At 64.8% G+C, this 12,824-nt stretch carries 8 protein-coding genes; 1 reads left to right on the forward strand and 7 read right to left on the reverse strand.

The window, feature by feature from the left end; translation table 11 throughout:
* Positions 1 to 29: 29 nt before the first annotated feature.
* The 7 genes from ABIE32_RS15505 to alr all read right to left on the reverse strand — a co-directional run bounded on the left by ABIE32_RS15505 (position 30) and on the right by alr (position 11,098).
* The gene (locus ABIE32_RS15505; protein WP_429017479.1) at positions 30 to 653 is read right to left on the reverse strand and encodes a hypothetical protein; all 624 of its coding nucleotides are present in this window, start codon (positions 651 to 653) and stop codon (positions 30 to 32) included.
* On the reverse strand, positions 641 to 4,720 hold the full coding sequence (locus tag ABIE32_RS15510) for a Pls/PosA family non-ribosomal peptide synthetase (RefSeq protein WP_429017481.1): 4,080 nt from the start codon (positions 4,718 to 4,720) through the stop codon (positions 641 to 643). The genes ABIE32_RS15505 and ABIE32_RS15510 overlap by 13 nt, the downstream gene beginning before the upstream one ends.
* A gap of 201 nt (positions 4,721 to 4,921) precedes the next feature.
* Positions 4,922 to 6,361 carry an efflux transporter outer membrane subunit gene (locus ABIE32_RS15515; RefSeq protein ID WP_429017482.1) on the reverse strand — a complete coding sequence of 480 codons (1,440 nt, stop codon included), beginning with the start codon at positions 6,359 to 6,361 and terminating at the stop codon, positions 4,922 to 4,924.
* A complete protein-coding gene (locus tag ABIE32_RS15520) occupies positions 6,358 to 7,536 on the reverse strand; it encodes an HlyD family secretion protein (protein ID WP_429017484.1) in 1,179 nt (392 codons plus the stop codon). The genes ABIE32_RS15515 and ABIE32_RS15520 overlap by 4 nt, the downstream gene beginning before the upstream one ends.
* 27 nt (positions 7,537 to 7,563) lie before the next feature.
* Positions 7,564 to 9,228 carry an MFS transporter gene (locus tag ABIE32_RS15525; protein ID WP_429017486.1) on the reverse strand — a complete coding sequence of 555 codons (1,665 nt, stop codon included), beginning with the start codon at positions 9,226 to 9,228 and terminating at the stop codon, positions 7,564 to 7,566.
* A 2-nt stretch (positions 9,229 to 9,230) separates the two neighbouring features.
* Positions 9,231 to 9,815, reverse strand: coding sequence for a TetR/AcrR family transcriptional regulator (locus ABIE32_RS15530; protein ID WP_224151003.1), 585 nt, complete (start codon positions 9,813 to 9,815; stop codon positions 9,231 to 9,233).
* Between the two features lie 179 nt (positions 9,816 to 9,994).
* Positions 9,995 to 11,098 (reverse strand): alanine racemase, encoded by a 1,104-nt coding sequence (gene alr / locus ABIE32_RS15535; protein WP_429017488.1) that lies wholly within the window; start codon positions 11,096 to 11,098, stop codon positions 9,995 to 9,997.
* A gap of 366 nt (positions 11,099 to 11,464) precedes the next feature.
* Between alr and lplT the strand changes: the two genes are divergently transcribed.
* A complete protein-coding gene (gene lplT, locus ABIE32_RS15540) occupies positions 11,465 to 12,769 on the forward strand; it encodes a lysophospholipid transporter LplT (RefSeq protein WP_224151001.1) in 1,305 nt (434 codons plus the stop codon).
* Positions 12,770 to 12,824: the final 55 nt, after the last annotated feature.

Below are 12,824 nucleotides of genomic sequence, written 5' to 3' on the forward strand. Positions count from 1 at the left end.
GTAGCAGTGCCGCTGCCGGGCTCAACCCCTTAAGAACGCCAGGCCAGGGCCAATGCGGCAACACCCCCAGACGTGCGCCAGGGTAGTGGCACACACTGCACGCCTGCATCCCAGCCGGCAGGGCGGGCATCCGCTTCTGAAAGCGGCAGGCCAGCGCATTTGAGCCGCGCCTCCAGCTGCGCCCACTGTTGGGCAAAGGCAGCGCGCAAGGCCGTGCCCTGCAGCGGTGCCAGTGCTTGTGCAGCAGGCCCGATGAACTGCCGCGCCACAGCGTGCCATTCGGCGTCATCGCCATCGGCATCGGCGGGCACCGCCTGCACATCCACGCCAATGGCAGCACGATCCGAGCATGCCCACAGTGCAGACGCACCGGCATAGGCGACCGAGAGGCGAATGGCAGCATGCACGCTGCCACCCAGCAGCAGCATCGGTGCCTGGCCGGGCATGCGCTGCACAGACAATTGTCGCGCATCGCACTGCAGTACCTCCGCCAGCGTGCTGCAGATGGACTGGTGCACTGCATGGCGCAGGCTTTCGCGCAAGGATGCTGGCGGCCCCGCAGTGGGCGCCAGGCAAACCGCAAACACCTGCGCCGTGCTCTCACAGGCAGCAGGCAGCGGTACCGCCTGCTGCGCCGCGTTCAGGCCCGCCATGGCGCTGCAGGAGCGCCGTGCCAGCGGGTGCCCGCAGGCAGGTTTTCGCCCTTCATCACCAGGGTCATGGGTCCCAGCTGCGCGCCATCGCCTACCTGGGCGCTGTACAGCACGGTGCAGCGCGCACCAATCGTCACCCGCTCGCCAATGACCACATGGTCGATCTTCATCACCCGGTCTTCAAACAAATGGGTCTGCGGGCACGCAAGCGCGTTCAACTCACTGTGCGCACCCACGGTCACGCAATCGTGCTCGGTGATATCGGTCGTGTCCAGGTAGGCGCTCATGGCGATCCTGCTGCCCATGGCGTTCATGGCCAGATTGAGCAACGGTGTGCCGCGCAGGTAACGCAGGAAGTTGGGGATGGCGATACCTTCATACATGCTGGTGGCCGCTTCGGACAGCCACACAAAGGGCGTCCACATCGGCACCGCCTTTTTGCTGTAGCGCCCCACCAGCAGCCATTTGAACAAGGCCACCGCAAGGAATGCCCCCAGGCCAAACACGATGCCTGCCATGGCCAGATCCAGCACCACCGCACCCCAGCGGCCTGCAGACGCGAGCGGCATGGCATCGAGCACGATGGCGTAGCCCGCGGCAATCACCAGTGCGTGCGGCGCGCCAATGCGGAAGGCCTCGACAAGGCCCCGCCCCAGGATGCGCTTGCGCGAAGGTGCAAAGGTCAGGTGATCGGGGTAGCCCTGCACCACTTCGCGCGCAGGCAGATTCATCGCAGGCGAGCCGATCCAGGTCTGACCGTCCTGCATGTCGGCATTGCGCGGCACAGCCGACATCACACCGATCAGCACGCCTTCAGGAATGGTGGAACCATCAGGTACATAGGCGCCGTTGCCAATGAAACTGCGGCGCGACACCACCGTTGGCTGCACCGTCATATAGCCGCCGTCGATGCGCTCGTCGCCCAGCATCACTGCATCGGCCACAAAGCATTCATCCCCCAGGGTCAGCATGTCGGGCACCACGCCCAGGGCGGTGGACAGCTCGGTGCGCTTGCCCACCTTGGCGCCCAGCATGCGGTACCAGGTGGCCGAATACACGGTGGCATAAATGCCGTGGAGGGTTCCCAGGCTGGCCTCCTGGATCTGGTTGGTGAGCCACTTGCCCAGGTAGCGCTTGCTGTGCACCGACCAGGTGCCCGGCCGCAGCCGGGGCAGCAGCAGGTAGCGGATCAGCGCGGCCACCAGCATGGTGCAGACCACCAGCACCAGGCTGGCGGGCAGCGCCAGCACGAAGAATTTGAAGAAGCGCAGGATGAACGCGCCCAGCGCATCGACCGTGCCGTCTTCGATCAAAGGGCGTACCGAGATCGAATCCACATCCAGCCAGTCGATCAGCAGGAAGGTAGGGAACACTGGCATGAAGAACAGGGTGGCAATCAGCAACCCCCCCATGGCAAACACCAGCATCTCCCAGCTGCGCCAGGCCGCACTGGGCGAGATGCGCTCGGGCATGGCGGTTTCATCAAAAGCCGATACGTGCTGCGCAGGCGAGCCTGCCCACACTGTACGCTCGGGCTGTGCCTGCCCATCGGTCAGAGCGGACTGCCCTTCCAGGTGGGCCCAGTCGCCCAGGCGGGTATTGCCTTCCAGCACCACGTAGGAGCCAATGCAGGCGTTGGCGCCGATATCGATACCGCCTAGCAGCAGCCAGCCGCCTTCGACGCGGGCGTTTTCCAGGTTGACGGCATTGCCCACGCTGGCACCGTCGCCAATGGTCAGCAGATCGGGTGCACGCACCGTGAGCGAACCCAGCACCACTTCCTTGCCCACCCTGGCACCCAGCGCGCGCAGCCATAGCGGGAAGAGCGAGGAGCCGGTGATCATCGCCACCGGCACGGCCTCCACCAGCCGGTCGGCAAACCACCAACGGAAGTAGGTCAGCCCCCACAGCGGATAGCGCCCTGCCCTGAGCCTGCCAGCCACCAGCCATTTGCCCGCCCAGGCCACGGCAAACTCCAACACCGTGGCAATGGCAAATGCCAGCACCGAGATGGCGATGGCAAACGGCACCGAGTCATTTTCGTCGCCGGTGAAGAAGTGATAGGTAAAGAACGGTGCAAGCCACTGCGCCATCTTGATCAGCACCAGAAACGGTATGGCCGCCGCCTGCGCCGCGCCACAGCGCCAGCGGCGCAGCGCAGAGTGCGTGCGAAACGGCCGCTCGGATGCAGGAGCGCTTTCATCGGCCATCGCAGACTGCAAGGCGTCCGCGATGCGGCCAATCTGGCGCTGCTGGTAGATGGTGCTGACCGTGGCCTGCGCAAAGCGCGGGTCGGCGCGCAGCTGCGATGTCAGCCGCGCAGCAAACAGGGAGTGGCCACCCAGATCGCTGAAAAAATCCAGCGACCGGCGTACCGGCTGGCCCGGGAACAGCTTGGCGAGCGCGGCAAACAGCACTTCTTCCGCAGGCGTCTGTGCGGTGTCGGAGTCGGTGCTGTTCACCGCTGCCGCCAGTTCCATGGCCTTGAGTGCCTTGCGGTCGATCTTGCCGGAGGTCAGCCGCGGCATCTCTGCCAGTGCCTCGAAGCGCGCGGGCACCATGTAGGGAGGCAGGCGCTCGGCCAGGGCATTGCGCAAGGTAGTGTGCGTGGGCGGCACCGAGGTGCCCGGCACATCCGTGGGTACATAAAAGGCGACAAGCTGGTCCATGCCGTCGTCACGGCGCAGCAGCACCGCCGTGGTGCCCACGCCCGGCTGCTGGGCCAGTACGGCTTCAATCTCGCCCAGCTCCACGCGAAAGCCCCGGATCTTCACCTGGTCATCGGCCCGGCCCAGGCATTGCATCTGGCCGTGTTCGTCAATGCGCGCCAGATCGCCCGTGCGGTACAGACGCATGTCGTGCGGCCCGGCGGGCCAGGGGTTGTCCAGAAACTTCTCGGCCGTCAGCTCGGGGCGGCCCAGGTAACCGGCAGCCACGCCGGGGCCGGTGATGCACAGCTCGCCCGTCTCGCCCGCTGGCAGGCCCACCAGGGTCGGCGCCGTGCCTGCGGGAAAGCTGTCCGCATCGATCACCTGCACCACCACCATGCTGTAGTTGGGCAGGGGTGTGCCGATGGTGACGGGCTCGCCCGCCTTCAGCTCGGCAAGGCTTGCCGACACCGTGGCTTCGGTCGGCCCATAGGTGTTGAACATCTGGCGCGGCGAACCGGTGCTGGACTGCGCCCAACGCGACACCAGCGCCTCGGGGCACATTTCACCGCCCAGGTTGATGATGCGCAGGTTGGGCACATCGTGGGCAAACAATGCCAACAGCGTAGGAACGGCATGCAGTACCGTCACCTGCTGCTCGACCAGCGCCCGGGGCAGGGCTTCGGGGTCACCCGCAATCTCGCGTGGCGCGATCCACAAGGTGGCGCCCACCAGGTAGCTGATCCAGATTTCCTCGAACGACATGTCGAACGCGACCGAGAAGCCCTGGTAGACCTTGTCGCCCAGACGCACGCCCAGGCGCGCGTTTTCGCTGCGCAGAAAATGGCAGATGCTGCCTTGCGTGATGGCAATGCCTTTGGGCTTGCCCGTCGATCCGCTGGTGTAGATGACATAGGCGGGGTCGCCTGGCTGCGCATGGCTGCGGCGGCGCAGCACGGTGCCGCCCGGCAGCGGCGCCAGCAGTTGCGCGTCATCCAGCATCAAGGCCAGAACACCTGCTTGCGTAAGTCCGTCGCGCGGTGTCTGCTCTGCAATCAATAGCGCTTTGGCCTGTGCGTCGTCCAGACAGGTGGCAATGCGCTCCGGTGGGGTTTCGCTGTCGAACGGCAGCCAGGCAGCCCCGGTCTTGGCGATGGCCAACTGCAGGGTGAGCAGCGCAATGCCGCGCGGCAGCCACAGTCCCACCATATCGCCAGGGCCGATACCCGCCTCAATCAGCCGATGCGCGGCGCGGCTGGCGTCGGCATCGAGCTGTGCGTAGCTCAACTGCTGGCCGCCAGCGATCAGCGCCGTGGTTTCCGGGTGGGCATAGGCGGTGGCTTCAAACAGGTCGGCCAGCACTTCGTGGCGCAACAGATCGGGCCGCTCGGGCCCACGCAAAACAACGGTCTCGGACATGAATACAATGCCAGGCGCCTGCACAGGCGCAACCGTGCGCCTTCGTGGTCTGCAAGAACGCCCAAAAATGGGGCATTGCGCATTATGGAACGGCGATAAAATACTTTGAATATAAGCAGCCTTCCGATCACAGATTGCTTGCAATGCTGAGGATTTGGCGCAACGCTGGGTCTGGCCAGTCCGGCAGGCATTAAGCGCTGCTTAATGTGCGCCAGAGTCTGCAGGCAAAACTTGCGCAGCCGACCACCCGCCCCCCAGTGCGCGGTACAGGGCAATCAGGTTGTCCATCTGGCTTTGGCGCAGGTTGATGACTTCGATCTCCGCCTGAAACAGGTTGCGCTGGGCATCGATCTGCTCCAGGTACGACGCGTAGCCTGCGTCATAGCGGTCCTTGGCATAGCCATAGGTTTGCGCCAGCACGGCGCGGCGGCGCTTGGCCGTCTGCAATTGCACATCCAGTCGATCCACACCCACGAGGGCGTTTTCCACATCGCCCAAAGCTGACAGAACCGCGCCCCGGTAGGCGTAGGCCGCCTGGTCGCGCTGCGCAGTGGCCGTGCCGTACTGCGCGTCGAGCCGCCCCCCATCGAACAATGGGGCGAGCGCACTTGCGCCCAGGCTCCAGACATTGATCGGGTTGTAGCCGAGGGCATTGACAAACAGGCGCCCCGCACTGGCGCTGAGGCTGACCTGCGGCAAGTAGGCCGCGCGGCTGGCGCGCAGATTGGAATCGCAGGCGGCCAGGGCCAGTTCCGCCTGCACCAGGTCAGGCCGGCGGCGCAGCAGCTCGGACGGCAGACTGGCCGGTACCGCAGGCACCGCCAGGGCGGCAAAGGCCTTGCCATCGGCCTGCGCTGTATCGCGCCGCGCAGGCACATCGCCTGCCAGCAGTTGCAAGGCATTGAACTGGCGCGCAATGGCCATCTCCAGCGCGGGAATCTGCTGCTGCACCGATTCCATCTCGGCCTGCGCCTGCGTTACCTGCAGTTTGGAGATGTAGCCGACCGATTCCTGGTCCTGCGCCAGCTGCAAGGCCTGGCGCCGGGTATGCAGTGTTTGGCGTGTCTGGGCCAGCTGGGCTTCGCGCGCCAGCAGGTCCACATAGGTCTGCGCCGTGGTGGCGGCCACCGTCAGTGCCACGGCGTCGCGGTCGGCCTGGGTGGCACGGTACTGCAGATCGGCGGTGCTGGCCCTGTCCGCAAGGCGCCCCCACAGATCAGGCTCCCAGCTCGCCTGCAGTTGCGGCTGCAGGCTGCGCGAGGTGGTGATACCCACGGGCGTCAAGGTATGCGTCACCCCGGCGCTGGCGCCCAGGTTGAGGCTGGGCAGCAGCGCAGCGTCGGCCGCCTGCAACTGCGCGCGCGCTGCCGCCACGCGCGTACCGGCCACCTGCAGGTTGGCGTTGCGTGCCAGCGCTGCCTCCACATGGCGGCTCAACTCGGCATCGCCCAGCGCCTGCCACCACTGCGCCGCAATGGGGGTGGATGTGCCCTGATCGCCTTCGCCCTGGTAGGCCCAGCGGGTAGGCAGGCCTGCACGGCTGTCTGGTGGCGCCTGGCGCAGTGCAGGCGCGCAGCCGCTGAGCAAGGCCGCAGCTATGAGGGGGCTAAAAAAGAAGAGCGTGCGCTTGCTGCTGATCACTTTACCGCTCCTGTTTTTGCAGCTTTTTCCTTGGCGGCCTGCTCGGCGGCGCGGGTGTCGACGGATACCTCCACCGACATGCCCGGGCGCAGGCGCGCGGCCAGCTCCTGATCGGCATCGATCGCAATGCGGATAGGCAGGCGCTGCACGATCTTGATGAAGTTGCCCGAAGCGTTGTCGGCCTTGATCACGCTGAACTCCGAACCCGTTGCGGGTGCAATCTGTTCGATGTAGCCGTTCAGCTTCCCGCCCTCCAAGGCATCGACCGTGAAGCTGGCCCGCTGGCCGACGTGCATGTGCGCGGTCTGCGTTTCCTTGAAATTGGCCACCACCCACAGCTTGTCGGGCACCAGAAACAGCAGCTGCGAGCCCGCCGCCACATACTGGCCGGTGCGCACCGACGACTCGCTCACCTGCCCATCGCGCGGCGCACGCACCACGGTGTTGTCCAGGTCGATCTGGGCCAGCCCCAGCTGGGCTTCGGCGGCCTTGACCTGCGCCTCCAGGCTGGCGCGCGCCACCTGGGTGGATTTGATGGACTGCTCGCCGATATGGATGTCGGCCTCGGCCTTTTCCACATTGGCCTTGGCCAGCTGCGAGGTGGCACGCGACTGGTCGCGCTCGCGCAACGACACCGAGCCCTTGGCGGCCAGCTCTTCCACGCGCTGCAGATCTGCAGCGGCGCGGCGCGACTCTGCGGCAACAGCAGACAGGCTGGCCTTGCGCGCGCCCAGGTTGGCGCGGTTTTGCGCCTGGGTCTGGTCGGAATTGGCCAGCTGCGCGCGGGCGTTGTCGAGCTGCGCCCGGGCCTGTGCCACCTTCTCCTGGTAGATACGGTCGTCAATGCGCAGCAGTACATCGCCCTGCTTCACATGGCCGAAATCGGCCACGTTCACTTCATTCACATAACCACTCACCTGCGGTGCCAGCACGGTGATCTGGCCCCGCACGTAGGCGTTGTCGGTGCGCATGGTAGAAGACGCGAAAGGCGGCAGTTTCCAGGCCCAGAGCACCAGCAGAATGCCAACCACCGCCACCAGCAGCATCAGGCCGATGGCCTTGAAGCTGGGACGGATCAGCTTGGCGGTGGGGGAAGGTGCCGCCACAGGTGCGGCAGGAGCAGGAGCGGCAGGGGCTGCCGATGGGGTAGAGGGTGTGGATACAGGATTTGTCATTGTTTTATTTGCTTTGGACGCACGGATTCAAAAGGAGGCCTCAGCAACAGCCCGCGCCGCGCGGCGACCGCCCAGCCAGGCCAGAAAGCGCAGGCGCAGCGCGCGGTAAAGGGCCCAGCCCAGAAAGCTGAGCGCCATGGTGCCGATCACGCGGAACACGTCGTTGAAGGCCAGCACAGCCGCCTCGCGCTTGACGGTCTGCGCCAATTGCGCACGGCTTTGGGCGTTGCGCTGCACGGGGTCGGTGATGAGCTTGCTGTAGCTGGCCTGGGTTTGGGCCAGGCGCTGGTTGACCAGCGCATCGGTGGCAGGCATTTCGCGCGCAATGGCCTGGGTATACACCTGAGCGCGCGCCTGCTGGATGGTGCCCAGCAGGGCAGAGCCCATCAGCCCGCCCACGCTCTGGGTAACGGAGAACAGCACGATGAAGGTGATCATGTGGTCTGCGCCCTGGCTCATGGCATGCTTGAAGCCGATCATCATCAGCGGCCCCATGAACAGTGCTGCAGCGCAGGACACCAGAAACTGGCTGAAGAAGAAATCGTGCGGGCGGCTCTGGCTGGTGGAATGCAGATCCAGATAGCCGCCAATGCTGATCAGCAGGATGGACACCAGAATCTGCGGCAGGATGGTATTGGCGCTGAAGGTGAGCGCCCCGGCGACCACGCCCACCAGCATGCCCGCCAGAATCACGCCGTACAGGGGTTGAAGCTGATCCGAGGTGAGGCCCATGGCCCGCAGCAGGCCGATCACGCCATAGTTCTGCTCCGAAATCATGAAGCGCATCAACAGCGCACCGGCCATGAACATCAATGTAGAAGGATGCAGCAGCCAGCGCAGCTGAATCAGCGGCGTGCGTCGGCTGTATTCCAGAATACCCGCCAGCGTGAACAGCACGATCGATGCAATCAAGGCATAGGCCAGCCAGGGCGCATTCAGCCACCAGGCATTCACGCCCTGGGCCAGCACCGCGCACAGCAGGGCCACGGCGGGCGCCACCAGGGCGAAGGTCAGCAGATCAAGCGGCTCGAACACATGGATCTGCATGCCCTTGGGCAGCTTGAGCAGCACCACCGCCGCAAACGCCAGCAGGGCCAGGCCCGCTTCAAAGGCATAGAGATGGGGCCAGGGATTGATGGTGACCAACGCTGGCGAAAGCACCCAGGCCAGAGGCACGGCCACCGACGACATGTTCATCGCCAGAATCAGCGCCGCCGGAATACGCGCCATCGGCAGGCCCTGCATCACATACATCACGGCGAGCGACGTGGTGGTGGCGCCTGCAAAGCCGCTGACACCTCGCACTACCAGCGACATGGTGTAGCCCTCGACAAATACGTGGGCCAGCGCCAGCACCGCATAAATACCCAGCCCCCATTCGGCAAAAACGCGCAGGCCCAGTTGCTGGCGCGATTTGAAGACGAGCAGATTGGCTGTCACGTTCACCATCACATAGGCAGCGGGCAGCCAGGCGGCCTCGACCTGGGTGAGCCCCAATTGGCCCTGAATGGCCGTGAGGTTGGCAGTCACCAGGCCATTGCCCAGCCCCCCCACGAGGCCCACAAACAGACCCACCGCCACATAGGCCAGACGCCGCGCCAGCGAGTGGTGCAGGCGCGCGGGAGAGCCGGGCATCGCAGGGCGCTCGTGCTCTTCCCAGTCGGGGGGCTGCTCCACGTAACGGTATTGCATGGTTAGCGCGCCTCTTGCGCTGCGGGCCGCAGCCCTTCGGTGATCAGGAGCCAGGCACGGTCGCTCAGCGCCAGACGCTCCTGCGGCGTCTGGCCGCGCCGCGCGGCGCTGAACATGCCCACGATCAACAGCAGGTCGGCGGGCTGCAGATCGGCCCGGCACAGGCCCGCCTGCACGGCGCGCGAGAGCAGCGGCTCGACGACGCCCAGCAGGCGTTCGCGCAGGTCCTGCACCAGCGGGTTGTCCTGCGGCAGCGAGCGCCAGTAATCCGTCACCGGCACGGTCAGCACCGCTTCGCGCGCCCACAGGCGCAGAAATTCGAACAGCGCGCCGTCGCCTTCACTGACCTGCAGCCGCCGGGCCTTTTCGTCCAGACGGTCCACGATGTGCCACAGCAGCGCAGCAATCAAGGCAGTACGGTCCGCAAAATTGCGGTAGAGCGTGGTGCGACTGACGCCGGCGCGCTCGGCCACCACGTCCAGCGCCACGGTCACACCCTGCTCGGTGAATACGTGCAGGGCCGCTTCCAGCAGCTGGCTGCGGTGGGCCAGCGCATCGCTGCGGGGTTGGCGTTCTCGGGTGTTCATAGGTATGCAAATGGTTTATCCGTACAAAACTGTACGTTAAACGGCATATCTCTGCACTAACCCTGTTGCAGCCAGGGAAAACCCGCATTCATTCAAAGGCTTCAGCAACTATCAAAAAAATAGCTGCTGGTGCCCACTCATTGGGCGCCAGGCAGCTTTATGGCTCGGATGAATGGAGGTTAGCGGCCGTCGACCACCATCGGCACGCGCGGGGCCACTGCACACATCAGTTCGTAGCCCACGGTGCCTGCCGCCTGCGCCACTTCGTCGATGGGAAGCACGGCGCCATTCGAGGCACGGCCCCACATCGTGACCTCGCTGCCAAAGCCCGCATCGGCAATGCCTGTCAGGTCCACCGTGATCATGTCCATGCTGACACGGCCCACGAGGCGTGAGCGCTGGCCATTCACCAGCACCGGCGTGCCGGTGCCGCAGTGGCGCGGGTAGCCGTCGGCATAGCCGCAGGCGACAACGCCGATGCGCATGGGCTGCTCGGCGGTAAAGCGCGAGCCATAGCCCACGGTGTCCCCCGGCTGGAGGTTCTGCACCCCGATCACCTTGGTGGACAGGGTCATCGTCGGCTGCAGGCCCCAGTCATCCACGGTTTTTTCGGGGAAATCCGGCGCGCTGCCGTACAGCAAAATGCCGCCGCGCACCCAGTCGCCGCGTGCCTGGGCGGGCATGTCGGGGTAGCGCAGCATGGCAGCGCTGTTGCAGATGGAGCGCTCACCGGGCAGATCGCGGGTGGTTTCTTCAAACATGGCAAGCTGGAGGCCGATGCCCTTGGCGGAATCGGCATCGCTGAAATGGGTCATGAACGAGATTTCGTCCACCTGGGGCAGCGCATTGAGGCGTGCCCAGGCCGAGCGGTAGCGATCGGGCGTGAAGCCCAGGCGGTTCATGCCCGAGTTCATCTTCAGGAAGACGCGGTGCGGCTGCTGCGTCTTGTGGGCGGCCAGCCAGTCGATCTGCTGGTCGCAGTGCACGGCGTGCCACAGGTTCAGGCGCGAGCACAGTTCCAGATCGCGCGCGTCAAAAACGCCTTCAAGCAGCAAAATAGGCCCGCGCCAGCCCAGATTGCGGATGCGTTCAGCCTCCGAAGGCTCCAGCAGCGCAAAACCATCGGCGGCGCGCATGCCCTCAAACACGTTTTCAATACCATGGCCGTAAGCGTTCGCTTTCACCACGCACCATAATCTGGCGTCATGTGCGGCCTGTCTGGCGCGCGCCAGGTTATGTTGCACAGCAGCGGTATGAATGGTGGCTAGAATGGGACGCGGCATGGAGAAGACTCACAACAAGACAATGGAAAACCTCAGGGGCGTTGTCACCGGTGCCCTGCAGCGGCGCGAAGAGATCGTCCGCTGACACAAGCCAGCAAATCGCAGATTTGCGGTTGAGACCAAGCGCCGGGCCACGTCAGGCCGGGCAGCGTCAGGCGAAGCCGCAGGCAGTACAAAACCGTACGAAAAGGCCAGGCGCCCCCGACGTAGCAACGACATACAAGGGTTGTGTTAGCGGATCTAAGTGAAAACGCCTTGATATTCTGGCACCTTGCCGGCCACCCTGCGTGCTATAACCACGCCTGCTTGCCCGCAGCTTGCATATATTTCTCGCGCCATTAGCCCACCTTATCTTTCTCCTATCGAATGAAGCGCGGTTTCTACACCATCATGTCGGCGCAGTTTTTCAGCTCGCTGGCCGACAATGCACTGTTCGTGGCGGCGGTTGACCTGTTGATCAATGCCGGCGCTCCCGAGTGGCAGCGCGCCGCCCTGGTGCCCATGTTTGCCCTGTTCTACGTGGTGCTGGCGCCTTTTGTGGGTGCATTTGCCGATGCGTATCCCAAGGGCAAGGTCATGTTTGTCAGCAACGCCATCAAGGTGGTGGGATGCTTTCTGATGCTGTTCGGCTCCCATCCGCTGATGGCCTACGCCGTGGTGGGCCTGGGAGCGGCCGCTTACTCTCCCGCCAAGTACGGCATCCTGACCGAGCTGCTGCCCCCCAGCCAGCTGGTGCGTGCCAATGGCTGGATCGAGGGGCTGACGATCACCTCCATCATCCTGGGCGTGCTGCTGGGCGGGCAACTGGTGGGTGTGCAGGTGTCGAGCTGGCTGCTGTCGTTCGATCTACCGCTGATCGATACCCCCATCGACACACCGTCGGAAGCTGCCATCTGCGTGATCGGCCTTCTGTACGCCATCGCCGCCTGGTTCAACACCCGCATTCCGCGCACCAACACAGAGCTGGTGCCGCTGCGCCAGGATGCGTCGCGCAGCATGGCCTCCAACATCATGGACCTGCTGCCCGACTTCTGGCAGTGCAATGGTCGCCTATGGCGAGACAAGCTCGGCCAGATCTCGCTCGCCACCACCACCTTGTTCTGGGGGGTTTCCGGCAACCTGCGCTACATCGTGCTGGCCTGGAGCGCCGTGGCCCTGGGCTACAGCACCACCAAGGCGTCGGCGCTGGTGGGCGTGGTCGCCATCGGCACGGCCGTAGGCGCGGTGCTGGCATCGATGCGCATGAAGCTCGATGGCGCCACCAAGGTCATCCCGCTGGGCATCGCCATGGGCTTGCTGGTGGTGTGCATGAACTTCATCCACAACATCTGGCTGGCCGTACCCTTCCTCATCGTGCTGGGTGGCCTGGGCGGGTTCCTCGTGGTTCCAATGAATGCCCTGCTGCAGCACCGCGGCCACAACCTGATGGGCTCGGGCCGCTCAATTGCCGTGCAGAACTTCAACGAGCAGGCCTGCATCCTGGCGCTGGGCGTGGTCTACAGCCTGTTCACCAAGATGGGCCTGTCGGCCTATGGCGCCATCACCTGCTTCGGCCTGCTGGTCGCGGGCATCATGTGGCTGATTGGCCTGTGGCACCGGCATAATTGCAAACAGCACACGCAAGAGGTCGAGCGGCTGCTTGATATCGCCCGCAACGACCACTGCCACTAGCAGGCGAGAGGCGGAAAACGGCAGGCCGCAGGCATTGCCATGCACTGCCATACCG

Origin of the sequence: Comamonas sp. 4034, from assembly GCF_050434545.1 — a bacterium.
GTDB lineage: Bacteria > Pseudomonadota > Gammaproteobacteria > Burkholderiales > Burkholderiaceae_C > Comamonas > Comamonas odontotermitis.

Bases quoted from the DNA above. Each gene is read 5' to 3' on its own strand.
- ABIE32_RS15505 (WP_429017479.1), bottom strand. From the start codon at position 653: ATGGCGGGCCTGAACGCGGCGCAGCAGGCGGTACCGCTGCCTGCTGCC.
- ABIE32_RS15530 (WP_224151003.1), bottom strand. From the start codon at position 9,815: ATGAACACCCGAGAACGCCAACCCCGCAGCGATGCGCTGGCCCACCGC.
- ABIE32_RS15520 (WP_429017484.1), bottom strand. From the start codon at position 7,536: ATGACAAATCCTGTATCCACACCCTCTACCCCATCGGCAGCCCCTGCC.
- lplT (WP_224151001.1), top strand. From the start codon at position 11,465: ATGAAGCGCGGTTTCTACACCATCATGTCGGCGCAGTTTTTCAGCTCG.
- ABIE32_RS15510 (WP_429017481.1), bottom strand. From the start codon at position 4,720: ATGTCCGAGACCGTTGTTTTGCGTGGGCCCGAGCGGCCCGATCTGTTG.
- ABIE32_RS15525 (WP_429017486.1), bottom strand. From the start codon at position 9,228: ATGCAATACCGTTACGTGGAGCAGCCCCCCGACTGGGAAGAGCACGAG.
- alr (WP_429017488.1), bottom strand. From the start codon at position 11,098: ATGCCGCGTCCCATTCTAGCCACCATTCATACCGCTGCTGTGCAACAT.